21 protein-coding genes are annotated in these 25,904 nt (G+C 51.1%); 16 read left to right on the plus strand and 5 right to left on the minus strand.

Annotated features, from left to right (window positions below; genetic code table 11):
- Window positions 1-102: 102 nt before the first annotated feature.
- Complete coding sequence (locus VN24_RS16375) at window positions 103-1,713, minus strand: response regulator (protein ID WP_045671271.1); 1,611 nt, start codon at window positions 1,711-1,713, stop codon at window positions 103-105.
- Window positions 1,710-3,533 (minus strand): cache domain-containing sensor histidine kinase, encoded by a 1,824-nt coding sequence (locus VN24_RS16380; protein WP_238590934.1) that lies wholly within the window; start codon window positions 3,531-3,533, stop codon window positions 1,710-1,712. The genes VN24_RS16375 and VN24_RS16380 overlap by 4 nt, the downstream gene beginning before the upstream one ends.
- Window positions 3,534-3,789: 256 nt before the next feature.
- Here VN24_RS16380 and VN24_RS16385 point away from each other — a divergent pair, with 256 nt between their 5' ends.
- The 7 genes from VN24_RS16385 to VN24_RS16420 all read left to right on the plus strand — a co-directional run bounded on the left by VN24_RS16385 (window position 3,790) and on the right by VN24_RS16420 (window position 11,651).
- A complete protein-coding gene (locus VN24_RS16385; RefSeq protein WP_045671272.1) occupies window positions 3,790-4,671 on the plus strand; it encodes a carbohydrate ABC transporter permease in 882 nt (293 codons plus the stop codon).
- Window positions 4,671-5,504 (plus strand): carbohydrate ABC transporter permease, encoded by an 834-nt coding sequence (locus VN24_RS16390; protein ID WP_045671273.1) that lies wholly within the window; start codon window positions 4,671-4,673, stop codon window positions 5,502-5,504. The genes VN24_RS16385 and VN24_RS16390 overlap by 1 nt, the downstream gene beginning before the upstream one ends.
- A 146-nt stretch (window positions 5,505-5,650) precedes the next feature.
- Window positions 5,651-6,985, plus strand: coding sequence for an ABC transporter substrate-binding protein (locus VN24_RS16395; RefSeq protein ID WP_045671274.1), 1,335 nt, complete (start codon window positions 5,651-5,653; stop codon window positions 6,983-6,985).
- Window positions 6,986-7,808: 823 nt separating this feature from the next.
- Window positions 7,809-9,005, plus strand: a complete 1,197-nt coding sequence (locus VN24_RS16400; protein WP_045671275.1) for an aminotransferase-like domain-containing protein — start codon at window positions 7,809-7,811, stop codon at window positions 9,003-9,005.
- Between the two features lie 311 nt (window positions 9,006-9,316).
- Window positions 9,317-9,832: an acyl-CoA thioesterase gene (locus VN24_RS16405; RefSeq protein WP_045671276.1), complete on the plus strand. Its 516-nt coding sequence runs from the start codon at window positions 9,317-9,319 to the stop codon at window positions 9,830-9,832.
- A 514-nt stretch (window positions 9,833-10,346) separates the two neighbouring features.
- Complete coding sequence (locus tag VN24_RS16415; RefSeq protein WP_045671278.1) at window positions 10,347-10,898, plus strand: cysteine hydrolase family protein; 552 nt, start codon at window positions 10,347-10,349, stop codon at window positions 10,896-10,898.
- 51 nt (window positions 10,899-10,949) lie between these two features.
- A complete protein-coding gene (locus VN24_RS16420; RefSeq protein ID WP_045671279.1) occupies window positions 10,950-11,651 on the plus strand; it encodes a GntR family transcriptional regulator in 702 nt (233 codons plus the stop codon).
- A gap of 57 nt (window positions 11,652-11,708) precedes the next feature.
- Here the strand turns inward: VN24_RS16420 and VN24_RS16425 are convergent, their stop codons facing one another.
- Window positions 11,709-12,434, minus strand: a complete 726-nt coding sequence (locus VN24_RS16425) for a DUF2161 family putative PD-(D/E)XK-type phosphodiesterase (RefSeq protein ID WP_045671280.1) — start codon at window positions 12,432-12,434, stop codon at window positions 11,709-11,711.
- Window positions 12,435-12,731: 297 nt separating this feature from the next.
- Here VN24_RS16425 and VN24_RS16430 point away from each other — a divergent pair, with 297 nt between their 5' ends.
- From VN24_RS16430 to VN24_RS16450, 5 genes are all read left to right on the plus strand, one after another.
- Entirely contained in the window at window positions 12,732-14,627 is a 1,896-nt protein-coding gene (locus VN24_RS16430) for a PrkA family serine protein kinase (RefSeq protein WP_045671281.1), read from the plus strand.
- A gap of 181 nt (window positions 14,628-14,808) precedes the next feature.
- A complete protein-coding gene (locus VN24_RS16435; protein ID WP_045671282.1) occupies window positions 14,809-15,216 on the plus strand; it encodes a LytTR family transcriptional regulator DNA-binding domain-containing protein in 408 nt (135 codons plus the stop codon).
- A gap of 237 nt (window positions 15,217-15,453) precedes the next feature.
- Window positions 15,454-16,911, plus strand: a complete 1,458-nt coding sequence (locus VN24_RS16440; protein WP_045671283.1) for a circularly permuted type 2 ATP-grasp protein — start codon at window positions 15,454-15,456, stop codon at window positions 16,909-16,911.
- Window positions 16,912-16,927: 16 nt separating this feature from the next.
- Window positions 16,928-17,920: an alpha-E domain-containing protein gene (locus tag VN24_RS16445; RefSeq protein WP_045671284.1), complete on the plus strand. Its 993-nt coding sequence runs from the start codon at window positions 16,928-16,930 to the stop codon at window positions 17,918-17,920.
- On the plus strand, window positions 17,917-18,795 hold the full coding sequence (locus tag VN24_RS16450) for a transglutaminase family protein (protein ID WP_045671285.1): 879 nt from the start codon (window positions 17,917-17,919) through the stop codon (window positions 18,793-18,795). Before VN24_RS16445 ends, VN24_RS16450 begins: the two co-directional genes overlap by 4 nt.
- 134 nt (window positions 18,796-18,929) lie before the next feature.
- Here VN24_RS16450 and VN24_RS16455 read toward each other — a convergent pair whose 3' ends face one another.
- Window positions 18,930-20,366, minus strand: coding sequence for a SpoVR family protein (locus VN24_RS16455; RefSeq protein ID WP_045671286.1), 1,437 nt, complete (start codon window positions 20,364-20,366; stop codon window positions 18,930-18,932).
- A gap of 253 nt (window positions 20,367-20,619) precedes the next feature.
- Here VN24_RS16455 and VN24_RS16460 point away from each other — a divergent pair, with 253 nt between their 5' ends.
- Both VN24_RS16460 and VN24_RS16465 read left to right on the plus strand, forming a co-directional pair.
- A complete protein-coding gene (locus VN24_RS16460) occupies window positions 20,620-21,696 on the plus strand; it encodes an LLM class flavin-dependent oxidoreductase (RefSeq protein WP_045671287.1) in 1,077 nt (358 codons plus the stop codon).
- Between the two features lie 283 nt (window positions 21,697-21,979).
- Window positions 21,980-22,744, plus strand: a complete 765-nt coding sequence (locus tag VN24_RS16465; RefSeq protein ID WP_082083801.1) for a hydrolase — start codon at window positions 21,980-21,982, stop codon at window positions 22,742-22,744.
- A 369-nt stretch (window positions 22,745-23,113) separates the two neighbouring features.
- Here VN24_RS16465 and VN24_RS27430 read toward each other — a convergent pair whose 3' ends face one another.
- On the minus strand, window positions 23,114-23,308 hold the full coding sequence (locus tag VN24_RS27430; protein WP_148505263.1) for a hypothetical protein: 195 nt from the start codon (window positions 23,306-23,308) through the stop codon (window positions 23,114-23,116).
- 606 nt (window positions 23,309-23,914) lie between these two features.
- Between VN24_RS27430 and VN24_RS16470 the strand changes: the two genes are divergently transcribed.
- Window positions 23,915-24,625, plus strand: a complete 711-nt coding sequence (locus VN24_RS16470; RefSeq protein ID WP_045671288.1) for a metallophosphoesterase family protein — start codon at window positions 23,915-23,917, stop codon at window positions 24,623-24,625.
- A 46-nt stretch (window positions 24,626-24,671) separates the two neighbouring features.
- Window positions 24,672-25,370 carry an MgtC/SapB family protein gene (locus tag VN24_RS16475; protein WP_238590712.1) on the plus strand — a complete coding sequence of 233 codons (699 nt, stop codon included), beginning with the start codon at window positions 24,672-24,674 and terminating at the stop codon, window positions 25,368-25,370.
- The last annotated feature ends 534 nt before the right edge of the window (window positions 25,371-25,904 follow it).

Consider the following 25,904-nt stretch of genomic DNA (forward strand, 5'->3'; position numbering starts at 1 on the left):
CATTTCCTTCATTATAACGAAAAGAATGGAAAAAGAAAACGGTTTCTTTGGACTGCCGCCTTGCAGCGCTGCAGATAGCACCGGGAGAAGGCGCGTTAAAGTCTACTGCTGCCGCCGGTACTGGTTTGGCGCAAAACCGGTCTGTTTTTTGAACACCTTGCTAAAATATTTCTCGTCCGAATAGCCGACCTGGGCCGCCACATCGGTCACTTTCAACTGCGGGTTACCGAGAAGTTTTTTCGCTTTGTCCACCCGCAGCTGCTCGACATGCTCCGAGAGCGTATGACCGGTTTCCTGCTTAAACCGCCGGGAAATATGCTCGCGGCTTACATAAAAACGGGCCGACAGCTGCTGCAAAGACAAATCCTCCTTCAGATGCTCCTCGATATATCTCGTCATCTCCGCAATCATGTTCCGCTGCTGGCGCGCGCGGCCGATTACGGATTCGATCAAGGCGGCAATCGTTTCTTTCCATGCGCTTTCGGTTTCATTCAACAGCAGCTTCCCGTTATCGTCGAAGTAGAAGGGAAGAGGCGGAGCCGGCTGATCCGCAAGCTCTCTGGCATCCTCTTCTTCAAGCGCCGCTTCAAACCAGCGTGTCCGAAGCAGGCCGAATTCCCGTTCCCAGAGCCTCAGCTGCGCCGGGGTCACCGCAGTCATCGTCTGAACGCGCCCAAACCAATTCTCGACGGCGGCGCGGGCGTCTGTCGCATTGCGCAGCTGAAGCGCCATCCGCACAGGAGCCTCGAGATCGGTCAGATGCCGAAATTGTGCGGAATCTTTCCTGGCGTTTGGGGCCGAGCGGACCCGCTCTTTCGGAGCCAATAAATTGCGCTGCAAGAGCGCTTCCCGGGCTGTTTCCACCGATTGCGCAAGACCGGCGGGAAACGGCGACCGGATTCCGATCCCGGCATGGACGAGAGCCTTCAGAGCGGTAAATACCGCTTCGGTCAGCTGCTGAACCCGGGGCAAGAGAAGGTCTAATCCATTCCAGAACAAAATGACGGCTTCATCGTCCGCCGCTGCCGGCCGGAAGGCATAGCCCGCTCTCCATTTGGTGCGGACAAGGTCGTTCAGTACATTAATGACGGCAAACAGCAGCAGCTCCTTATCGCCGCCGAATTTGCGGACTATGGTGTTGTGGATGGGGAATAGGCTGATAATGACCGCTTGCCCTTCGCCGGACTGCGGAAAATCGGCGAATTCCTGCCGGATTTTTTGCGCCGTCCCGTCGGTGCCGCCGGTTTGAATCAGCTGGTCGAACAGATGATTCCAATAGACAGGCTTATACTGGTTCAGCGCAATCCCGCGCTCCACCTGGCTGCGCTTCTCGTTCTCCTCCTCGCGCAGCCCTGCCAATGCTTTGGCGACCGCTTCGCCAAGCTGATCCGGATCAATCGGTTTTAAAATATAGTCGAGTCCGCCGTATTTCATCGCTTGCCGGACATAGTCGAAGTCGTTATAGCCGCTGATCGCAATGATGCGGGTACGAGGATAGCGGCTTCGCGTCCATTCCATAAACTGGATCCCGTTTGTGATCGGCATGTACATGTCGGTCAGCACAAGCTGAGGCTGATGCTGCTCCATCAGCAGCTTGGCCGCTTCTCCATTGTCGGCCTCCAAAATATCGTTTACCCCGAGCTCCTGCCACGGAACGAGCAGTTTTACCGCTTCCCGGGCGTGCTGCTCATCGTCTACAATTAAAATTTTCACAACCGTTCCCCTCCTGTCACATGCGGGATATGCAGCGTTACGGTCAATCCTCCCGCTTCACCCGGTTCGAGTGTGATCCCGGCCCGGTCTCCGAAATAGAGCAGCATGCGGGCATAAACATTGGCAAGTCCGATATGATCGGAAATCGCAGCGGTTAAGAAAGCATCGGATTGACGGCTGAGCCGTGCCTCGATTTGCTCCCTTTTGTCCGGAGACATACCGGGACCGTTGTCGATGATGCGGATGCGCACGAATCCATCCTGCAGCTCTGTTTCAATATCGACGGCCAACTCGCCTCCGATCGGGTCAAAAGCGTGCTTGAATACGTTCTCAACGATCGGCTGAACGATCATTTTCGGGACAAGGATTTGTTCCGTTGCCGGCTGCACCTCGATTTGATATGTCAGTTTGCTGCCGAAACGCTGCTTCTGCAGCTCGAGATAAGCCGATGTGTGGCTGATTTCCTGGGAAATAGCGACAAACTCTTCAGCCGTATTCATGGAATAGCGCATCATTTTGCCCAGCAGCATAATCAGCTTGTATACATCCGCTACGCCGTGCTGAAGCGCCGCCGTACCGATCGATTGCAAAGCATTATAAAGAAAATGGGGGTGAACCTGTGCTTGCAGCGCTTTCAGCTGATTCGTTTTGTTTGCCAGCTCCATCTTATATTCCCGCAGTACTAAATTGTTAATTGTTTCCATCATGATCCGGAACCGGCGGGCAAGCTGTCCGATTTCATCCTCGCGCTGCAGCCGGATATCGGTATCAAGCTCACCGGATTGAATGCGGTTGACATAACCGGTTAATACTTTGACCGGCTTCGTAATCCAGAACGAGACGATAAGGGCGGCGGCGATAATGAGCAGCAGCGAGATGCCGAGCACGATGCTGTTTACTTCGGTTACCTGCTGCGTGCCGGCCTGCAGCACTTGTTCAGGGATCACTTTAACCATCGTCCAGTTCATATCGTTGTCGGTCAATCGATCGTAGACGTAAACCCCTTGAAACGAACTGCCGCTCACCGACTGATAGTACCCTTGACCGTTCGCCGCCGCCAGCTGAAGCACATGGCGCGCCCAAGGGTCAGTGAGCCGTTTGCCGCGTTGATCCGGCTGCGGTCCGTACACGACCGTCCCGTCGCCGGACAGCAAATACAGCTGCTCCTGCTCGCGGTCGTACAGCTCATTGCAAATCGCATCAATGATATCGGGCGTTACATCGATCGCCAAGGTGCCGATAATGCGGTCGCCGGGAATTTGCAGAATGGACCGGTGAAACGAAATGACCTGCACCGGCGAATAACGGGGCGGCTTGTCGATCCCGTAGCTTCCGCTCTCGTGGGCGGGTTCCACCCGGTACGCCGTTCCTTCCGGAAGTGCCGCGCCATTGCCGGGCGTAAGCTGGTCATCCTTCTTGTACAGCCCGCGCGTGAACAAATAGCCGCGTTCAGCGCTATTGGAGTGCAGATACACCTGATAGATCTCTTTAATGGAACGACCCATCGATTGCAGACTGCGGTAAACTTCCTCCTCGGACAAATAATCCGTTTTGCCCTGCTCCAAGATCCGGTAAAGCGTGTCGGTATTTTTCGTATCGTTATAAGGAAGCAAGGAAATTTGGTTAAACTGGTCCAAATAATTGGCCATATTTATTTTGCCTTGAATCAGCAGCTTCGCATTTTGGCGAACGGCGCCCTCGGTGACGATGTTGGAGGTGCGCAGGTTTGTAATGATGATGGAAGCCAGCATCGGAACGGCGATGGAGATTAGCAGGAAGACCGCCAGCTTCGTACGTATGCTACGCTTCAGCCATTTCACGTTCAAAGGCCGTTTCACCTCGTTTCCGGAACTAAAGCCTGTTTTTATGAAACCGCTTTAATTAGTATTTGTATCTGCTATTATAAGGAGAAGAGCGGCAAAGATCAATATATTCCACCTTTCTGGTCATGATCATCAGTGTGCGATTTTGTCGAACGGAATTATACTGAATACATAAAAAGAGCGCTTACATTACTCGAAACAGCTGCAAAAACAGCCTTTTTTTCAGCATTTGAGGCAAAAGGAGAGATCAGGAATGAAAAGACAGGGATGGTCGGCGCAGTGGATTCAACAGCTTGTTTTTACCGGGCCGGCAACAGCGGCATTTGCCCTTATTGTGGCCCTCCCATTTTTTATGGGGATGTACTATTCGTTTACCGACTGGAACGGTGTTGCCGATACCGCGAAATTTGTCGGAATAGACAATTTCATTACGGTGTTTAAAGATGCGGGCTTCCGCAATTCGTTTATCTTCACCTTTAAATTTACTATTGTCGCCGTCATTATTTCCAATCTGGTCGGCTTTTTGCTGGCGCTGCTTCTGACCCAGCCGGTCAAATCGCGCAATGTGCTGCGCACGCTGTTCTTTATGCCGAACGTCATCGGCGGCCTGCTGCTCGGCTTTATATGGCAGTTTATTTTCATCAAAGGCTTCGCGGCAATCGGTGAAAAAACGGGCTGGTCGCTGTTCAACCTCCCATGGCTGGGCGACGAACCGACCGCATTTTGGGGCGTCATTATCGTAACGGTATGGAGTACGGCGGGCTACTTGATGGTCATTTACATTTCGGCGCTCATCAACGTGCCCCGGGAGCTGATCGAAGCGGCGTCGATCGACGGTGCAACCTCTTGGCAAAGATTGCGTCACATTACCGTCCCGCTTATTATGCCGGCCGTAACGATCTCGCTCTTTCTGGCGCTGTCGTGGTCGTTCAAAGCGTTCGATGTCATTTTGTCGCTGACCAAAGGCGGACCTTACAATTCAACCCAGTCGGTAGCGCTGAACATTTATTTGGAAGCGTTTCAAAATAACCGCTACGGACTTGGAACGGCAAAAGCGTTTCTGTTCTTCCTGATCGTGGCGCTGCTGACAACATTGCAAGTATGGATCACCAAACGCAGGGAGGTGCAGATATAATGGAAACAAGCCGTTATAAAGCAGGTACGCTGGTCGTCGAAATAGTCGCCGTATTGATCGCCCTGCTGTTCCTCATTCCGTTTTACTTTTTGCTCAGCAACTCGTTGAAAAATTTTGCGGATATTTTGCTGGATTCTGCCGCGCTGCCGAAAGCGATTAACTGGCAAAACTATGCGCGGGCATGGAATATTATGGACTTCCCGAAAGCGTTTCTCAATTCGTTCCTGATTACAATCTCAAGCATTGTCGGCTTGGCCGTCTTCAGCTCCATGACCGCTTACCGGATGGTAAGACGCCCGACCCGTTATAACCGCACGTTGTTTCTCATCTTCGTCGCGGCGATGGTCATTCCGTTCCAATCGATCATGATCCCGCTTGTCAAAGTGGCTAATTGGTTTTCGCTGATCAATAGCTTGCCCGGATTGTGGGTATGCTACATGGGCTTTGGGGCATCGCTGACGATTTTCCTCTACCACGGTTTCATCAAATCGATTCCGCTGGAGGTCGAGGAATCCGCTGTCGTAGACGGATGCTCTCCATACGGAGTATTTTGGCGGATCGTATTCCCGCTGCTCAAACCGATGACGGCGACGATTGTTATTTTGAACAGCCTGTGGATTTGGAACGACTTCCTGCTGCCGCAGCTGATGCTCGGCAAAGCGGAGCTGCGCACCATCCCGCTGTCGACGTTCTCGTTCTTCGGCCAGTATACGAAACAGTGGGATCTGGCGCTTGCCGGTCTCGTGATGGGGGTAACGCCGATCGTCATTTTCTTCCTTACGCTGCAGCGCCACATTATTTCCGGCATTACGGCGGGTTCGGTCAAAGGATAACATAAATCAATATTTTCTACCTTTTTGTTCAACATTGTCGGTGTTAGCGCTTTCAAATTCATTCTATACTCAAGTTGTACAGCGCTTACAAACACGATTTAAGGGTAAAAGAACATGGCTGCACCAAAAAAGAGGAGGGTTTTCAGATGAAAAAAGGATGGCTGCTGCTGCTGACGGCAATGCTCGCTACAGGCGCTTTGGCAGGATGCGGAGGCGGAAATAACGGCGGGACAGCGAATGAAACCGGTACGAATACGACAAATACGACCAATTCGACAAGCTCCGGATCGAATTCCGGATCGGGCAAGCCGGTTACGATTAAAATATTCCAGTTCAAGGTTGAAATTGCGGAAGCGATGAACCGTTTGAAAGCGGAATACGAGAAAGAGCATCCGAACGTCAAGCTGGAAATTGAGACGGTTGGCGGCGGCGCGGATTACGGCGCGGCTTTGAAAGCGAAGTTCGCCGCAGGCGACGAACCGGACATTTTCAACAACGGCGGCAATCAGGAGCTCATCACGTGGGAAAGCAAGCTGGAGGATCTGTCCGACCAGCCTTGGGTGAAGGACGTTATTGAATCGGCAAAAGAGCCGATCAGCAAAGACGGCAAAATGTACGGCATGCCGATCGGAATCGAAGGCTACGGATTTTTGTACAATAAGGATCTGTTCGCCAAAGCAGGCATTACGACACCGCCCAAAACGTTCTCCGAGCTGGAAGCGGCGGCGCAGAAGCTGCAGGATGCGGGAATTACGCCTTTCTCGAACGGCTACCAGGAATGGTGGGTGCTTGGCCTGCATAACTTCAACGTCGCGCTGGCCAACCAGGATGACCCTGTAGCGTTCGCGAAATCGCTCAGCGACGGTACCGGCAAAATCGAAGGCAACAAAGTGTTCGACGACTGGGCGAAGCTGCTTGATTTGACGCTGAAATACAGCAACAAAAATCCGCTGACGACGGACTACAACACACAGGTGACGCTGTTCGCCAGCGGCAAAACGGCGATGATGCAGCAAGGGAACTGGACGCAGGTGCAAATTGACGGCATTAGTCCGAACCTGAATATCGGCGTGCTGCCGATGCCGATCAATGACGATGCGAAAAGCGGAAACATTTTGGTCGGCGTTCCGAACAACTGGGTTATCAACAATAACTCGAAAGTGAAACAGGAAGCGAAAGATTTTCTGAATTGGCTCGTCACCTCGGATGCTGGCAAGAAATATATCGTCAATGACTTCAAGTTTATTCCGGCGTTAAGCACGATCGAAGTAAGCGATCCGAAAGTGCTCGGCCCGATCGCGAACGATATTATGGCCTACAGCAAAGAAAACAAAACGCTCGGCTGGTACTTCATGCGCATGCCGGAAGGTCTGGGACAGGAAGTCGGCGCGGACATCCAGGCATATATCGCCAAAAAGATGACCAAAGAGCAAATGCTGCAGGACATCCAGAGCAAGTGGACCAGCATGAGCAGCAAATAACCGCAAGATAGCCATCTAAACGCCTTAATTAGAATGTTGAACAACAGTCGCTTTATCTGCCTTGACAAAGGGCTGCAGCGCTTATAAGCTTCACCTAAACGAACCGGTCAGGGGACGCCCTTGACCGGTTCGTTTAGGTGAAGTACGATCACCTGCTCCTTTAGCAGATTTGAAATTCTTACGAACTCAGCTGCCGCTATTTGAACGAAATGAAGCACATTAAAAATGTAACGGACCGAGGGGAATCTATTTACCGAAAAAGACCGTACTTTCGTCTGTTTATCTGCCCATTGCGACTCTGGGGTTCGTTACAGTAGAGATATGGACATTTTACTGCAAATAACGGCGGTGAAGTCCGCAAGGGATCGCCACGAGTGGTATATATCTGTACCTGCGGCTATACGGAGCATCGTGATGTTCACGGCAGCAAAGGGATATTGTCCAAACATCTCCATGGAGATATAAGGTACCTGGGCAAAACCAAAAAGATCAAGTATCTACGGATCGCGTAAAGCGAGAAGTAGTAGAAGGTGAGTTCCCACCCACTTGCAAAAGTGTTGCTTACTGAACCAATCCACCGGGATTCTCCGCTGCATGCAGCGAAAGACGGCAGCAAACCTGCTGTTTTGCAGAGACCTGTAGGAATGGCTAGTAAGAAACTCCTGCCTCTTAGCGAAGCGCAGGCAGGGGAGGTTAAGCGTAGGCAGGGGAGGTTCATCAGCCCGGAATATGTCCGGTTGCCGAAGCGGCCCAATGAGCGTAAAATGAAACTAATCTATGGCGGCGTAAGAAGCAGTCAAAATTTATGGGGGGCTTGGCATCAATGGATTACCGATTTGCGGGCAGAGTGGAGCAGCTTCAATCGTCCGTTGTCCGGGACATATTGAAACTGACGCAGGGCAATGAAATTATATCGTTTGCGGGGGGACTTCCGGCCGAAGAGCTGTTTCCGACCGAAGCGATCCGGCAGGCCGCGGACCGCGTGTTCGAATCGGGCAGGTCTGCGCTGCAATACGGGCTGACGGAAGGGTATTTGCCGCTGCGCGAGCAGCTTAGCGCCCGTATGGCCGCGAAGGGGATGCAGGCAGATCCTGGTGAAATCATTTTGACGACCGGATCGCAGCAGGCCATCGATCTCGCGGCGCGTGTATTGACCGAGCCCGGCGATGTTGTCCTGGTGGAAAATCCGACCTATTTGGCGTCGCTCCAAATTTTCAGTCTGGCTGGGCTTCGTCCCGTTCCGGCGCAAAGCGATGCCGAGGGCATTGATCTGGAAGACGCGGAGCGGATTATTCGTCAGGAACGTCCGAAGCTCGTGTACATCGTGCCGACGTTCGGAAATCCGACCGGACGGGTATGGAGTGAGCAGCGCCGGCGCGGACTGCTGGAGCTGTGCCGCAAATACGGCGTGCTTATTATTGAAGACGATCCATACGGCGAAATCAAATTCGACGAGAAAGCACATTTTCCGACAATCGCCTCGCTGGAAGGAAAAACGCAGGACAGTCATGTTATTTATACCAGCTCGTTTTCCAAAATCGCCGCACCCGCTTTGCGCACGGGATGGGCGGTCGCCGACCGGCGCATAATCAGCATGATGGCCAAAGCCAAGCAGGCTTCCGACCTGCATTCCAGCTCGCTCGATCAGCAGACGCTGTACCAACTGCTGCGCGGCTTCGATTTGGACGCGCATATCCGTACCATTTCCGATGCTTACGGCAGCCGGATGAGGGAAATGCAGGCGCTGCTGCTGAAGCAGGCTTGGAGCGGCGTGTCCTGGGTGGAACCTCAGGGCGGCATGTTCCTGTGGCTGGAGCTGCCGGACGGGCTGGATGCCGAGGCACTGCTGCGCTGCTCCGTGAAGAAGGGGGTCGCCTTCGTACCGGGCAGCCCGTTCTATGCAGCCGAACCGCAGCGCAACCGGGCGCGCCTGAACTTTACCCATTGCGGCGGAGAACGGATGGCGGCCGGCATCGAGCGGCTGTCAGAAGCGCTGGGCGAATTTATGGCGCGGACGTAAAGTGTGGTGAAATGAACGGCGCTGCGCGGATGAATTATTCTTCCCATCGCTGTTGCAGCCGGATTCTTTGAATGAATACTAACCTTGATAAGGTTAGAATCCGTTTGCAAAGGCGAACGCTAGCGCTTCTCCAGAACAATTCATCCGCTTCGCTTGCCATTTTTCAGCACACTGATTTCAAATAGAAAGCCGCTGGGCGGGCCTGCTCCGCGAAGATCGATTTCAGCACACTTTGAAAAATAGGAAATTGGAACGGCTCTTCTCGTCAGGATTGAGAAGAGCCGTTTTGCGGGAAGGCTGGAGGCATACATATGGACAAGAAGTTCATCCGGGAAACGAGAGCGTTCAAGACATCGCGGGTATTCCCGACGGATTGCAACAACCACAACACCCTTTTTGGCGGCAAGCTGATGTCTTACATTGACGATATTGCCTCCATATCGGCTGCCAAATTGTGCCGCAGCAGCACGGTTACGGCATCGACAGATTCCGTCGATTTTCTGCATCCGATCGAGCCGACCGACTCGGTCTCGCTGGAATCGTTTGTGACCTGGACGGGACACAGCTCGATGGAAGTGTTTATCAAGGTCATTAAGGAAAACCTGAAAACCGGAGAAAGAACGATCGCAGCCACTTCCTTTCAAACGTTTGTCGCCCTCGACGAGCATTCCGGCGGCAAGATCGCCGTTCCCGGCGTCATTCCGGAGACGGAGGAAGAGAAGAAGCTGCACGAAACGGCTCCGGTGCGGGCGGAAATGCGTCGTCACCGCAGGGAGGAAAGCAAGAAATTTGCCGGCTTCCTGACGATGGACTATCCTTGGGATTAGCTACACGCCGATTTATTTCTTTATACACGAAACGGTTGTTTGCCGAATGAGACGGCAGCAGCCGTTTCTGCTTTTGTAAGGGTAAGGTCCATTTTCAGCATCTTTTGTCCACTCTCCCATAGGCTCAGGAAATCATTTCGGTCATCTGCTCCAATATCTCGGTCATCTGCTCCAACATCCCAGGATGCCCCGCCGGTCAATTAAGTGACGTTTCCCGGAAGGAAGCAGATGATGGCCGCTCCTGTGATTTTGAGGCACGAATTCAGAAGTAGATTGTCTTCCTGAGTTAATGGGAGAGTGGAGAAAAGAACTCGAAAGACATACAGGTTCAGGGGAAGACGGGCACGGGAAGACTGGTACGGGGAAGACGGGCACCGGGAAGACTGGTACGGGGGAGGCCTCGCGGTTATGTTGTTCAGAAAATGTTTACAGAAGCATGTTGAACAATGCCACGGAATTGATATAATGTAGCTGACTCATACGTACAACTTTAATGAAATGGTGGGGATACGATTTGAGGGCACTCATTATTATTGATTATACGAACGATTTTGTAGACGGCAAACTTCCGGTGGGCAAGCCTGCCATCGAAATCGAAGAGCGAATCGCCGAATTGACGAAGGAATTTGTGAGCAGCGGCGACTGGGTCGTCATGGCGGTGGACGTTCACGAAGAAAATGATCCGTTTCATCCGGAATCCAAATTGTTTCCGCCTCATAACGTCCGGGGAACGGAAGGCAGGAATTTGTACGGCAAGCTGGGAGAATTGTACGAAAGGAACAAGCCGTCGATCCATTGGATGGACAAGACGAGGTACAGCGCTTTTTGCGGTACGGATCTTGAGCTTCAGCTGCGCATGAGAGGTATCGACGAACTTCATCTGGTCGGCGTATGCACCGATATATGTGTTCTGCATACGAGTGTGGACGCCTACAATAAAGGCTTTCGTCTAATTATTCACGAAGACGCCGTAGCCAGCTTTAATGAGGAAGGGCACCGCTGGGCTTTAGGCCATTTCGAACATACTTTGGGGGCGACCGTATTGAAAAAAGCACCCCGGCATTAACGGAAGTTGGCGATATTTTTTCAAGTTCCGGGTGCATTTGAGGAGGCCTGCATGCTTAACCGAAATGACAGTGTACCGCTCTATGTCCAGCTCCAGAATATGATTCGGGACAACATCTTAAGCGGGAGATACAAGCAGGGGGAAACGATTCCGTCCGAAACCCAAATGATGAACATGTACGATGTAACAAGAACGACGATCCGCAAGGCGATATCGAACCTTGTCAACGAAGGCCTGCTGATGCAAATTCACGGTAAAGGAACGCTCGTTTGCCTGCGGGAAATGAAGCAAAACATTTGGAATTTCAGCGGATTTACCGATTCGATTCGTAAAAAAAATGAAACGCCTGTTTCCCATGTTCTTGAAAAACAAATCGTTGTTGAAAATAAAACCCGGTTCTTGAAACTGGTTCGGTTAAGAGGGATGAAACGGGAAACGAACACGTTGTGGCTGACGATCGATACGTCATATATTCCATTATCGCTATTTCCCGGAATCGACCGGTACGATTTCGCCGAGCAGTCGCTGTACAATGTTATGAACCGGCAGTACAACAAGATTCCGCAAAAAGCGACATTGGGAATATATCCGATTATAGGGGACAGCAGAACGAAGCAACTGTTCGGATATGAGGCAGATATCCCGCTTATTATGGCGAAAGGAGAGGTTTTTGACGAGAAAGGGGTCGAAACCGAGAAAGTAGAAGTTATTTACGGGCCGAATGTCGAGTTTAAGGTGGCCACCTACGTTTAAGCCGATGGATAGCCGTACAGCAGCGCGCGGGAAGCTAAAGCTTTAATCAGCGTTTTGTTAAGCTTTTGCCCGAACCCAATTTTCGACAATTTCTGCATATTGGCTCAGAGCGGCTTCCCCTTCCGGGGCCAGCCGGTACAAGCCGCGTTCCACCTTCTCGAACCAGCCGTAATAGTTGTGGCGCATCATTTCTCCGGTCCGCTTGTAGCCGATATGAGCCGACGCTTTGGCCGGAGAAAGGGGGCCATACGTATGCAGCGCCCAGGCGCACCTCAGCGCCTTCTCGCGGTAGGCGGTCATCCGGCTGCCGGCGCCTTTGCCTCCGCTGCCGCCGACGTTATAATCGCCGCTGCGCTCCTTAAACTCCATCAGCAGCCGCCGCTGCCTTGCAGGCCGCCGGCCCCGCAGCGGCATGTCGCCCGGCTCGCACAGCACCTCAACGACAGGGGCCTTCGTTTTATAAAAGGTAACGGTCATCAGCCCCAGTCCGAGCATCCGGCACAGCTCCGCCAAATCCCCGAAACGCTGGTTGTGCGCGCCCGCTTTTTTCCGGTTGCGCTCGACGGCCAGCACCACCTTGTCGGCGATCCGCAGCCGCTCCACGCCCTGCAGCAGCAGCGCGAGGTTGAACGTCTTTTTCATCTCGGCAATAATCGTCTCGTTTCCGTCCGGCGATACCGCGACAAGGTCGCAGTGCAGCACCTCGCTGCGGACGGTATAGCCTCGCTGCTCGAAGTAGCTTTTTACCGGTCCGTACAGCTCCGTTTCTTTCGCTATCGCCATCTGGTATCCGACCCTTCCTGCGCGGGAAAAGCGCTTTATTATACGCGTGTTCGTATCCGTTCGCATTTACTTTGTTCATTATAGGGTTTCCCTGAAGTCTTGTCCACCGATCCCGGGTCGCGAAGAGCGGCTGCGCAAACGTCAGCCTTGCCGTCTAAAATTTCCGTCAATTTCCGGGCAGTCCGAGCATAGGATTTAATACTTCGAATATGTTGACATTCGATGGGCGGATGTAGAGAAAATCCGATAAGGATGAGGGAGCAAGGGAAGATCGGAAGCGATGGGAGGAGGCACAGCATGGACATTTTCAAGCGGATAGCGGAGTACAGAACCGAGAGCGAGAAATTGGAATGGATAGGGACGTTCAAACAATACATTGAGTTGCTGAGAGAAAATCCTGCCCCGGCCATGACCGCGCACGCAAGAGTGTATGAGATGATAAAGTCGTACGGGGTCGAAGAGGTGAACGGGGAAAAGAAATACCGGTTCTTTGACCAGGAAATTTACGGGCTGGACCGGTCGGTGGAGAAACTGGTCGAGGAGTACTTTCATTCCGCCGCCCGCCGGCTCGATGTGCGCAAACGCATTTTGCTGTTGATGGGACCCGTGAGCGGTGGTAAGTCGACCATCGTCACGATGCTGAAAAAAGGGCTGGAGCGGTTTTCCCGTACCGAGAAAGGTGCCGTTTACGCGATCAAAGGATGCCCCATGCACGAAGATCCGCTGCATCTCATTCCGCACGATCTCCGTCCGGAAATCGAGAAAGCGATCGGGCTGCGGATTGAAGGCAACCTGTGCCCTTCGTGCCAGCTGCGCGTCCGCACCGAGTATGAAGGTGATATCGAGCATGTGCTGGTGGAGCGGGTGCTCATCTCCGAGGACAACCGCGTCGGGATCGGGACGTTCAGTCCATCCGACCCGAAATCGCAAGATATCGCCGATTTGACGGGAAGCATCGATTTTTCGACGATCACCGAATACGGCTCGGAATCCGACCCGCGCGCTTACCGGTTCGACGGCGAGCTGAACAAAGCGAACCGCGGCCTGATGGAGTTCCAGGAGATGCTCAAATGCGACGAGAAGTTTTTGTGGAATCTGCTCTCGCTTACGCAGGAAGGTAATTTTAAAGCAGGCCGGTTCGCGCTGATCAGCGCCGACGAGCTTATCATTGCGCATACGAACGAATCGGAGTACCGGGCGTTCATCAGCAACAAGAAAAACGAAGCGCTGCAGTCGCGCATGATTGTCATGCCGATCCCTTACAACCTGAAAGTGTCCGAAGAGGAAAAAATTTACGAGAAGCTGATTGCGCAGAGCGACATGAAGCATATCCATATTGCGCCGCACTCTTTGCGCGCGGCTGCCATATTTTCCATTCTGACGCGGCTGAAAGAGTCCAAGAAACAAGGGATGGACCTCGTCAAAAAGATGCGCATGTACGACGGGGAAGAGGTGGAAGGCTACAAAAATGCGGATCTTAAGGAGATGCAAAACGAATACATCGAAGAAGGGATGTCCGGCATCGATCCGCGCTATGTCATCAACCGGATTTCCAGCGCGCTCATCAAGCAGGATCTGCAGTTTATAAACGCCCTGGACGTTTTGCGGGCATTGAAAGAAGGACTCGACCAGCACCCTTCCATTACGAAGGAGGAGCGCGAGCGTTATCTCAACTTTATTTCCATCGCACGTAAGGAGTATGACATCCTGGCGAAAAAGGAAATACAGAAGGCGTTTGTTTATTCCTTTGAGGAGTCGGCGCGCACGCTGTTCGAGAACTATCTGGACAACATTGAATCGTACTGCAACTGGTCCAAAATCAAGGACCCGCTGACCGGCGAGGAGATGGATCCGGACGAGAGGCTGATGCGGTCGATCGAAGAGCAGATCGGCATTTCCGAAAATGCGAAGAAAGCGTTTCGCGAAGAAATTCTGATCCGGATCTCCTCATATTCCCGCAAAGGGAAGAAGTTCGATTATTCAAGCCATGAACGGCTTCGCGAAGCGGTTGAGAAAAAATTGTTCGCCGACTTGAAAGATATCGTCAAAATTACGACTTCGACCAAGACGCCGGACGAAAATCAGCTCAAACGGATTAACGAAGTGATCAAGCGTCTTGTCGACGAGCACGGCTATACGCCGGCCAGCGCCAACGAGCTGCTTCGTTACGTCGGAAGTCTGCTGAACCGGTAACGGCATGATTTGTCAGGGACCTGCCGAAGGGCGGGTCCCCTAAGCGCTAGAGGCAACTTTTTGTTCGAATGTTCTCCTTATATTTACAAAATTCTCCCAAACCTTCATAATAGTATATGAAAAGGAACGTGACGGTGGGCGTCTTACTGTAGACGATCGTCGTTACAGGGGAGGATTTGCGATGAAATTGCCATTGCTGGACAAGAATGGAGCGCCCCATAGCGTCGACATCGACGATGTTCTGACAATCAAACCGACTACCAGAGGGCCGGAATTCCATACGGCAACCGGTATATACACGTTTCCAACGACAACCAATGAACTGATTTCGCTGTTCAACAAGCACGGTTTCCAAAAAGTCGACCGCTGTTCCATTATTAATATGGATAAAGCCGTCCTGTTCGACGCCAAACAGCGCAAAGTCTATTTTGACGGGGAATCGGCTGAGGGGAGCGTCATCTACGCGACCGTATCGGAGCATAACGCGGGCAAGCTGAAGCATCTGATCCGCGAGGACTTTGGGATCCAATCTTACGGTTCCCGATCCTGGATCAACCGGCTTAGTCATCATCCGACCGGTCCGAATTAATCGCCGGCGGGCTTTTTTCTCTGCCTGCGGCAAGCCGCAACAAACAGTGAAAGGACAGGGCTTCCCCAGGCGGCTCTGTCCTTTGTTATATAAGTTGACATGCTTCCGGGCCTCTAGTATGATTTACCTACAATTATTTCCGGTTTAAACGCTAGAATCATCTGATTTCAGACATTTTCCGGCGTTTTTACCGATCAAATCGCGCAGTAGGCGTCATCCCGAAGGAGGCGGTCCATCATGTCGACGGCCCGGCAGTCTCAATTCCCTTTTTACGATTCACAGTCATTTTATGATGAAATGTTTGACGAACACTGCGCGGTTCGCCCTCATTACGAGCCTGTTCACCGAATGTTCTCTCATTTGAAGAAGCCTGAGCTTTCCTACAGGCAGAAGGAGCTCAACCGGCGGATGCTTGAGGAAGGCATTACGTTCACGCTGTATTCCCCGGATCAGCCGGATCCGCTTGAACGTACGATTCCGTTTGATTACATTCCGCGCGTCATTCCGAAACATGAATGGGTCATGATCGAGCAGGGGCTCAGTCAGCGTACCCGTGCGCTGAACCAATTTATCCACGATATTTATCATCGCCAGCAGATTATATCCGACGGTGTCGTGCCGCGGGGCATGATCGTCGCCAACAAATATTTCCGCCCGGAGATGATGGGGCTGGATGTGCCCGGAGGCGTCTATATCACAGCGTCGGGCATTGATTTGATCCGGGATGAGAAGGGACAGTATTTTGTCCTGGAAGACAATTTGCGCAGCCCATCCGGCTTTTCCTATTTGTTCAAAGGCCGTACGATGATGAGTGAGCTGTTCCACGATCTGTATTTATCCTGTGCCGTTCAAGACGTTGAACGCAGTCTGAACGTGTTCCTGAGCTCGCTGCGCGCGCTGGCCCCTTCGGGAAACCGGAATCCGCTCATTGTGCTTCTCACCCCGGGAGCTTACAATTCCGCGTACTACGAGCATACCTTTTTGGCCCAGCAGCTTGGCATCCATCTGGTAGAAGGACGCGATCTTGTCTATAAGGATCACAAAATTTATTTGCGTGATTTGCGCGGTCTCCGTCAAGTAGACGTCATTTACCGCCGGATCGACGATGATTTCCTCGACCCGCTCGCTTTTCAACCGGATTCGATGCTGGGCGTTCCGGGCCTCATGAACGCTTACCGCGCCGGCAATGTGGCGATTGCCAATGCGCCGGGAACAGGGGTGGCCGACGACAAAGCCGTCTACGCTTATGTGCCGGATATGATCCGCTACTACTTGGGCGAAGAGCCGATATTGAACAATGTGCCGACGTATATTTTATCGCGCAAGGAAGAATGCGAATATGTGCTGGATCATCTGCATGAGCTGGTCGTCAAGGAGACGTCGCTTTCCGGAGGCTACGGCATGCTGATCGGACCGAAAGCCGGGGCGGCGGAAATTGCCGCATTCGCGGACGCGATCCGGTGCGATCCGGGCCGTTACATTGCGCAGACAACGATGAAGCTGTCGCGGGCGCCGGTTATGCTGAAAGACGAGATGGCTCCGCGTCATATCGATTTGCGCGGATTTGTGCTCAGCGGACAGGATGTTCATGTCATACCCGGAGGATTGACGAGGGTAGCATTGCAGGAAGGATCGCTTGTCGTCAACTCCTCGCAAGGCGGAGGCGTCAAAGATACGTGGGTGCTTAACCGATAGAAACGGAGGGATTCGCATGTTAAACCGTAATGCCGAAGCATTATTTTGGACGGGAAGGTATATGGAACGTGCGGAAAATCATGCGCGCCTGATCGATGTCCACTATCATCTGCAGCGGGACTTGCCAGAAGGAGACGAACCGGACGGATTGAAGTCGGAAACCGAATCGCAGAGCAAGTGGGCCCGCGTCGTGGATGCTCTCGGAAGCCGCAACGAATACGAGCAGCAGTACGGCGGATACCGGGAGGAGGATGTTCTGCGATATGTCACGATGGATCGCGACAACTCCAATTCATTGGTCTCCTGCGTCAGTCACGCCAGAGCCAACGTGCGCACGCTGCGCGAGAAAGTGCCCGGGGAGCTTTGGGATACAGTGAACGGGTTCTACCTATGGCTCCGGGAGAAGCAGGAAACCGAACCGACGCCGGCTTCCCCGCACCAGTTTTTCCGCCGCATCAAGGAATGGACGGCCTTGTTCCAAGGTTACGCCCAATCGGTGATGCCCCGCGAGAACGAATGGCATTTTCTCGAGGCCGGGCGTTATCTGGAGCGGACGGAGAACACGCTTCGCATTCTGCAGGCGATCGGCAATGCCGTTCCCGGCGGAGACTGGAGCAGCCCCGAGGCGTACCCTTATTTGCAGGCCGTGCTGAAGTCGGTCAGCGGCAATGAAACGTTCCGCCGCAATCACGGCGATGGACTTTCCGTCGACGCGATTATGGAATTTGTCGTGCTGCATCCGGTATTTCCGCGCTCCGTCCACTATTCGCTCCATGCGATGGACCGGCATTTATGCGGCATCGAGCTGCCGGAGAAGCAGCTGCGCAGCGCACATATTCGCGTTATCCGCCAGGTTGCCAAAGTAAAGGCCGATCTCGCTTGTCTGGAACAGGAGGATCTCGTTCTTGACAAGGACGGCCAGATCGTGGCGCATCTGCTGGATGCGGCCGGACAGCTTGGCTTAACGGTTGCCAAAACGTACTTTCGCCTGGGGGAGGCTAGCGCATGAAGCTGAAAATCTCCCATGTGACGCAGTACCGCTACGGATCTCCGGTCGTGGACAGTGTCAATGAAATCCGGCTGACGCCGGTTACGAATGAGCGCCAATCGTGCTATCAGCACAGCATCACCATCGAGCCGAATGCGCCGCTGTTCGCTTACGAGGACTATTTCGGCAACCGTGTACACGCTTTTTCCGTCAACGGGCCGCACGACACGCTGACGATCCGGACGCAGATGACCGTCGTCACCGAGGAGCCGCGGTCGTCGGAGGAGCTTGCCTTCGCCTGCAAGCTGACGCCGGATGAATCGTGGGCTTGGCTGAAAGGAGAAGAAGCGGAAAACCGCTTCGCGGAATATTTGCTGGAGACCGGTTATACGGAGCAGACGCCGGAAATATCCGAGTTCGCTTCATCTGTGCCGGCAGGAGAGACGCCGGGCGTCTACGAATGGCTGGAAGCTTTGTCCAAGCATATCCGAACGGAATTCGTCTACGATCCCGAAGCGACCAACGTCAAGACGAAGTCCGGCGATTTGCTGGAAGCAAAGCGTGGCGTCTGTCAAGACTTCGCACATTTGATGATATCGGCCAGCCGCAGCCGGGGCATTCCGGCCCGTTATGTGAGCGGCTACCACTTTGTAGGCGATCTGCAGGGAGGCAACGCCGATTTCGAGCAAGCTTCGCATGCTTGGGTGGAAGCTTACGTCCCTTCCATCGGCTGGTGCGGCTTCGATCCGACCAATGAAGCGCTTATTGACGAACGGTATGTGAAGCTGGGGCATGGACTGGACTACAAAGATATTGTGCCGGTTAAGGGAGTTTACCGGGGTGCGGGCGGCTCGGAGCTGCATGTCACCGTCGATGTGAGCCGCATAGACGAATAACCGGACAAGGGTAAGCTCTGCGGAACGGTTTGAACCGAGTCCGCAGGGCTATTTTCCGTTTAGTAGCATCGCCGCAGGGCGGCACAGCTTTCTTCTGTGAGCCTGGTCGGACGTCCTAATCAAAGATGGACGCTTCAAATAAATTTCCGGCTTGTTTTTTTGCCGTCGCAGCTGAACACGATTTTTTTGTCCTCGACAACCGTTTCCAGATGGACCGACTTTCCCCACAGCTGAACGACATTGGGCAGGGTGCGCTCCACATATTTAAGATCGAGTTCCACCCCTTCGTAATTGTGCTGCAAATAAAGCTCCCCAACCCGGTTGAAATCCCCATTCCATACATGCAGGCTCGGAAAGCCTCCGTTTACGCGCGAGAAAACAAGCTGATCGCGTATATTTTCCCACGACTTATCGGTAATTTTCCATTCCGGACCTTTTTTCTCAAACACGTACAGATCGAGCTCGCGCACCAAATCCTTGGTTAAATAATTGCGGAGAAACGAAATATCCGAGTCGAGCTCGCGCACCTCGAACAATTTTTCCCGCCCTTTTCCCGGCTTGTAGTCGAACCGTGTCCGCTCCTCCTCGCCCGGATTGTCCCAGCGCCTCTCAATGTCTTCGAAAATTTTCAGCCCTAAATAATACGGATTCAACGAATTGCGGGAGGGGACGACGACGGACGAATTGAGCTTGGCGAATTCGATCGTTTCCTCGCTCGTCAAGTCAAGCTCGCGGATAATGCGCTGATGCCAGTAGGAAGCCCAGCCTTCATTCATAATTTTCGTCTCGATCTGAGGCCAGAAGTACAGCATTTCCTCGCGCAGCATGCTCATAATATCCCGCTGCCAATCCTGCAGATTAGGGGAGTATTCCTCGATAAACCAGACCAGATCTTTTTCCGGCAGCGGCGGAAACCGGTTGGCATCCGCGGTTTGATTCGAGCTGTCCGTTCCATCGTCCAGCGCCCAAAGATCGTCGTAAGCGGTATGACGGACCGAAGGGGCGGAGGCGCGCTCGTTATTTTCGCGGAGCAGCTGCACATAACGCGTTTTATCGAGCTGGTAAGGTTTGATGATGATTGGATCGACATGCTCCTGAATCGACAGGACGGCATCGATGAATTGCTCGACCGTCGCGGTGCCGTAAGACATCTCATACTGCTGCACCCGTTCGGCAGTGGCCGACATGCTCTCCACCATATCGCGGTTCGTGTTCCGGAAGCGGACATTGTTTTTGAAAAAGTCGCAGTGCGCCAGCACGTGAGCTACGATCAACTTATTCTGGATGAGCGAGTTGCCGTCGAGCAGAAACGCGTAGCAGGGGTTGGAGTTGATGACCAGCTCATAAATTTTGCTGAGCCCCAGATCATATTGCATCTTCATCTTGTGAAACGTTTTGCCAAAGCTCCAATGGCTGAAGCGGGTCGGCATGCCGTAAGCCCCGAACGTATAAATAATATCGGCCGGACATATCTCGTACCGCATCGGGTAAAAGTCGAGTCCGAATCCATGCGCAATTTCCGTTATTTCATCTATTGCGCGCTCCAGATTGCGGATTTCATCCTGAGTCATCGTCTATCCCTCCGTACGTCCTGAATGAGGTTCATACCAATTGTATGCTGCTTGGGACAGATTATGAAAAGTTACCGCAAACCGGCTCGTTCAAAATTTTTATTGACATTTCAGTTTTGGGCATGATACGTTTTGATCATATCAAATATAAATAATATATTGATATAGGTAATTAATTGATGGAGATTTAAATCGTACGCAATCTCCATGATTTGATTCTAGCGATTCATTTCAACTGCATAGGGAGGTAAGGATGAAAGCAGATCCAGAAGAAGAACGTTCCGGTATGGAAATCGGGGTATATACATTAGCAGATTTAGGGCCTGATCCGCATACGGGGCAAACAATTAGCGCAAGACGGAGATTGAAAGAAATATTGGATGCCGGAACAATGGCTGAAGAAGCAGGGTTGGACGTTTTCGGTGTTGGTGAACATCATCGTTTGGATTACGCGGTTTCAGCCCCCCCAGTAGTATTATCTGCCCTTTCGCAAGTTACAAAGCGTATTAGACTCATAAGTGCAACGACGGTTTTAAACACGGTAGACCCTGTCAGGTTATTCGAGGATTTTGCTACGCTTGATCTATTGTCAAACGGACGGGCCGAGATCATTGCCGGGCGTGGGGCTTTTGTTGAGTCTTTCCCATTGTTCGGATATGATGTGGATCATTATGATGAATTGTTTGAAGAAAACCTGGAACTATTTCTAAAACTGAATGCGGATGAGAAAGTAACTTGGACGGGCCGTTTTCGTTCCCCATTGCGGAATGCAGATATTTCACCCCGGCCTGTCCAGAAGGCTGTTCCGATATGGGTTGGAGTTGGAGGAACGCTGGAAAGTGCAGCGCGAGCGGGTAGATTAGGCACCGGTTTAGCTTTAGCCATACTCGGGGGCAATCCAATCCGCTTCAAGCCGCTTGTGGATGTATATCGAAAGGAAGCTCTTCAAGCTGGCCATGCTCTCGAAGATTTGAAGGTTGGAGTTGGAGGACATACCTATATTTCGAAAACGACCCAACAGGCTAAAGACGAGTTCTATCCTTATTATTCGAATTATTGGGGATATCTCAATCGTCAACGTGGAATGAGTACACACATGTCAAGAGCGGATTTTGAACGCTTGGCCGGCGCGGACACCGCTTTATTCGTTGGGAGTTCGCAGCAGATCATCGAAAAAATTTTGCATCAACACGAGTTATTCGGACATCAGCGGTTTATCGCCCAAATGGACATAGGTGGTATGCCGTTTAAGAAGGTCGCGGAGAACATCGAGCGATTGGCAACGGAGGTTGCGCCGGTCGTACGTCGGGAAACGAACAAAACAAAATAAGTTGTAGATGAAAAATGAGGCCTCCTTCAAAATTGAGGGGGGCTCTTTGGAGTTCAAAATGATGCTTAAAATATTATAAATATAAATTTTATTTTGATATTACTAAAAAAAGATGTTGACACTCTGTGGGGATCGTGTTAAATTCAAAATATAAGTAATATGAATTAAAGATTGATATTAGAAAAAATGGTATCGTCTATTAAAATTTAAAAAGGCGGGTGAAGTCATTTTTTGCAATTAAGTTTTGTCATTTCTACAAACAATAATCCTTGGAGGGTAAACCATGAATAAGAAAAGCAAAAAAATCATCTTGTCCGTTATCACAGCTACAATAATTGGCGGTGCAGCAATTTATCAATCTACAGTGAACCCTACTCCGGTTCAAGCTGAGACTCAAAAGGTAACAATACCTAAAAACTTTAAGTCCGAATTTCTTTCTCCTGAAAACTCTGTTCTGTTACTGGTTGACCATCAACTTGGGCTGATGCAAGGAGTTAGAGATTTCCGATCTCTCGAAGAATATAAAAACAACGTGATTGCACTTGCCAAAACTGCTAAAGCCTTCAATATTCCAGTTATTCTGAGTACTAGTGTTGATACCGGACCGAACGGTTTCTTAATGCCAGAATTGGAGGAATTGTTCCCGGATGCACAGGTGATCCGTCGTCCTGGAGTAATCAATGCCTATGAATGGCCGGAATTCCGAGAAGCGCTGGAGAAGACCGGCCGCAAGAAAGTGATTATTGGCGCGGTTACACTTGAGACCTGCGTTTTGTTCCCCACTCTCTCCATGTTGCAAAACGGTTACGACGTCTATCCTGTAGTCGATGCATCCGGTAGCTGGAGTGAAATGGCTGCCGAAGCGGCTATGCTTCGTATGACGCAAGCTGGCGCAAAACTTACAAGCTGGGCTTCCGTTGTCGCTGAACTGCAGGCCGACTGGCGCAAACCAACCGCCGCAGCAGCTGCCCAGATCTTCCATGATCATTTGGCCTCCTACGGATTCCTGATGGATACTCACCAGAATTACGCATCTGATAGAAAATAAAAAATTAACAAGACAAAACAAGCCCGCAAGTGTGATACGCTCCATGTCGATGGTGTGCGAATTGCACACCTGAACCGCTACGTCATGCGGCCTTCATTCATATCCCTCATCTGGTTGAATCGTCAGGAAAAGAGAGCTATCACAAAAAAAGGACCCGCTGCCATTGGCAGCGGGTCAAAGCATTTATCTATTAAAAGGGGGTTGAGTCCTATTATAGGAGAATAATGTTAAACGAAACTGAACGAACGATTTCAGTTGTGTTACAGATTGTTTACAGTATGATTGGCAAGAAATATAGATAGGGAAACCACCACCTTCTAAAGAGGGGGGAACTTCTTCCCCCACTTTTCAGTCAGTGGGGGAAGTGATTTAGCTCTGAATCCCTTGCATGTGGTTGTAGCGGATGATGAAGAGAGGGTCGAGTTGGCAGGCAAACGTGACAGCTTTACGGTTGACGTTTGGCATTTCGTAAACAATTTCGGCAATTTCCTGACCGTTGCCACGAGGAATTGTTTGTGCATGCGGATAGAACATCGTGGCCCGGGTCAGGACATAGCGGGACACTATGACGGATCATGGAATCCGTGTGCGATACGATCAGGTAAATGATAGATGAAAGCGCTGCTGCATTGTCGTTTTTCCGGCCTTTATTGTAACCGTCATTCATGTAAAATAAGATTTTGTGTAAGATTAATTGACATCAAGCGGAATTTGTGTTTATACTTAGCTTCGTTGGGGCCAAGTTGGATTAGGCACCGCGTCCAGGCTGGTTCCGCCTCAAACATAGCCCTCGTTTCAATGATAAAGGTAAAGGATTTCATTTTGTTCTACAAGCTCCTTTCTTCTCAAACTCAAGCGATATGAGTGAAGAATTCGCAGCATGAACGTAGTAAGTTAACAGCACCTTAAGCGCAAGCACAATTTCTGCCTCCAGTTCTCACCACTATTGACTTGCGAAGTTCATTCGCTAACAAGTTTATTAAGCCCGCTATTAGCGATCCTGCATTTCAAAGAACATCCATTCAAGTCAAGCGGAATTGATTCGGAAGATTCGAAATGTTCCATCTGGCTAAATGAGCAAGTATAAAGTATATAGTTGCTGGAAACGGTTGATTGGAGGTACGAAAAAGCTGATTTCGTTTAAGGCATTACAGGGAGGTTTATTTGATTATGAAAGCATTGCTAGTCTCGGATATTCACGCCAACATTTTCGCCCTTGAAGCGATATGGAAACAAGAGAAGGATAGCGACGTTATTTATTGCGCCGGCGATTTGGTCGACTACGGCCCTTACCCAAAGGAAGTCATCCAGTGGGTTCAAGAGCATAACGTCATATGCGTCAAGGGCAATCATGATGAGAAGGTTGCGGCGTTCTACCGGAATCAGGACAGTCTCTGGAATGTTTCGGACGAGGAGCGAAAATGGGCGCACGATAACGCACAGAAGCTGGATGAGACGGATGTTGAATTTTTGGAAAACCTGCCGTACTCGGCAACCTTCACGCTGGATGCTGTCGGCTACAGTATGCAGCATATGTACAAGGGCTATGAAACGATTCAAAGTCTTCACCACTATAAGGAATTTTGGGAGCATCAAACTGTTGAACCGATCAAAAGCATGTCACACAAAACAATGATTTTCGGTCACACTCACCGCAGATGCATACACCATCTGGGCAATACGGAACGCTGGATTAATCCTGGCAGCGTATCGTACCGGCGCCCGGATGACCCAGACAAGACCGCGCACTATATGACGATTACCGACGGCCGAATTGACATGAGACACGTGAAATATGACCGGTCTCCCTTGCTGCAAGCAACGTTAGCGAACAAGCTGAATCAGTGGGAACGTGATGTGGCACTGGTCTTTTTTGGATAGCACGTTCTAAAATAGGAGATCTCATACAAATAGGGGGTCAGGAGTATTGGATGTTTGGCATATTTCACATTGGGAAATGGCAATCCGATTGTTCACGGCGATGATTGGAGGAGGCCTGATTGGTCTGGAACGGCAGTGGAGCCAGCACCATGCCGGGTTAAGAACACACATGCTTGTTGCGCTTGGCTCGGCCATCATCATGCTGCTGTCCATTTACGGGTTTTCTGAATTTGTCAATGAACCGAACGTGAGGATGGACCCGGCCCGTCTGGGGGCGCAGGTCATAAGCGGCATCGGGTTTCTGGGAGCCGGCACTATTATTCGCAATGGATTGTCCATATCCGGATTGACGACTGCCGCATCGTTATGGGTATCCGCCGCAATCGGACTGTCGGCTGGAGCCGGATTTTATTTCGTGACCGCTCTAGCTACCGTATTGATCGTAACGACGCTGTTTATTTTGAAGAAGGTCGGCAGGAAGCTGATCCCTTCTCCGACGAATAAAACGCTGCACATTATTGTGGAAGACTTGCCAGGCAAGCTGGCGGAAATTTCGTCGATTTTTGAAGCGCAAAAAATCAAGATGGGCGACCTGATCGTAGAGTCACAGGAGGAAGAAGAGCTGATCTGCATCAAGCTTCGTTACCAGGATCCGCGAAAACAGGGCGTGTATAACGTGATTGGAGAAGTGCAGCGTATATCCGGAGTTCGCAGCGTAGGCACCGTCGATGGAGAAGGTTTATAGCTATTGTAATCTATGGAGTGTAAACATCTTGTTTATCATCCGTTGAGCAGCAGTTTTTTATTGGATTAAACATGACATGTTTATAACACAATATTATTTAGAAAATCCAATAAATTTCGACGATGGCTAAACAATAGTGCACGTTGCATAATAAAAGAGGACATTATTCGTCAAATTAAACAAATCAGATGTGAACATAGTTGACCTTATTGTCGGGAGGATGTATATTTTCCTTACACGAATAATTATTAAATCTAATGCAGTTAATAAAACGTAGCTTTCGGTGGTTTAGTCAAATGGTAGTAAGCCATTCAGTCAAATGCCAAACCACTCTGAATAAGATTTGGGAAATCGATTTCCTAACATCAAATTAAAGGGTGGAGAAGCCTTGAGCATTAAGATAAAAGATTGCCACGAAAGCCGAGGTTTCAGCAGCAACTGTATCACGGGTTCACAAAGGTAGTGGACGTCCCGTCTAACATATGCGAATTACAATCCACTTTAAAAGATTCAGGAAATCGATTTCCTGTTTCA

The sequence above is a fragment of the Paenibacillus beijingensis genome, assembly GCF_000961095.1.
GTDB classification, from domain to species: domain Bacteria; phylum Bacillota; class Bacilli; order Paenibacillales; family Paenibacillaceae; genus Paenibacillus_O; species Paenibacillus_O beijingensis.

What these genes read in the sequence shown, in the direction of transcription:
- VN24_RS16385 (WP_045671272.1), top strand. Translation starts at nt 3,790, where the DNA reads ATGAAAAGACAGGGATGGTCGGCGCAGTGGATTCAACAGCTTGTTTTT.
- VN24_RS16390 (WP_045671273.1), top strand. Translation starts at nt 4,671, where the DNA reads ATGGAAACAAGCCGTTATAAAGCAGGTACGCTGGTCGTCGAAATAGTC.
- VN24_RS16395 (WP_045671274.1), top strand. Translation starts at nt 5,651, where the DNA reads ATGAAAAAAGGATGGCTGCTGCTGCTGACGGCAATGCTCGCTACAGGC.
- VN24_RS16400 (WP_045671275.1), top strand. Translation starts at nt 7,809, where the DNA reads ATGGATTACCGATTTGCGGGCAGAGTGGAGCAGCTTCAATCGTCCGTT.
- VN24_RS16405 (WP_045671276.1), top strand. Translation starts at nt 9,317, where the DNA reads ATGGACAAGAAGTTCATCCGGGAAACGAGAGCGTTCAAGACATCGCGG.
- VN24_RS16420 (WP_045671279.1), top strand. Translation starts at nt 10,950, where the DNA reads ATGCTTAACCGAAATGACAGTGTACCGCTCTATGTCCAGCTCCAGAAT.
- VN24_RS16425 (WP_045671280.1), bottom strand. Translation starts at nt 12,434, where the DNA reads ATGGCGATAGCGAAAGAAACGGAGCTGTACGGACCGGTAAAAAGCTAC.
- VN24_RS16430 (WP_045671281.1), top strand. Translation starts at nt 12,732, where the DNA reads ATGGACATTTTCAAGCGGATAGCGGAGTACAGAACCGAGAGCGAGAAA.
- VN24_RS16435 (WP_045671282.1), top strand. Translation starts at nt 14,809, where the DNA reads ATGAAATTGCCATTGCTGGACAAGAATGGAGCGCCCCATAGCGTCGAC.
- VN24_RS16440 (WP_045671283.1), top strand. Translation starts at nt 15,454, where the DNA reads ATGTCGACGGCCCGGCAGTCTCAATTCCCTTTTTACGATTCACAGTCA.
- VN24_RS16445 (WP_045671284.1), top strand. Translation starts at nt 16,928, where the DNA reads ATGTTAAACCGTAATGCCGAAGCATTATTTTGGACGGGAAGGTATATG.
- VN24_RS16450 (WP_045671285.1), top strand. Translation starts at nt 17,917, where the DNA reads ATGAAGCTGAAAATCTCCCATGTGACGCAGTACCGCTACGGATCTCCG.
- VN24_RS16455 (WP_045671286.1), bottom strand. Translation starts at nt 20,366, where the DNA reads ATGACTCAGGATGAAATCCGCAATCTGGAGCGCGCAATAGATGAAATA.
- VN24_RS16460 (WP_045671287.1), top strand. Translation starts at nt 20,620, where the DNA reads ATGAAAGCAGATCCAGAAGAAGAACGTTCCGGTATGGAAATCGGGGTA.
- VN24_RS16465 (WP_082083801.1), top strand. Translation starts at nt 21,980, where the DNA reads ATGAATAAGAAAAGCAAAAAAATCATCTTGTCCGTTATCACAGCTACA.
- VN24_RS16470 (WP_045671288.1), top strand. Translation starts at nt 23,915, where the DNA reads ATGAAAGCATTGCTAGTCTCGGATATTCACGCCAACATTTTCGCCCTT.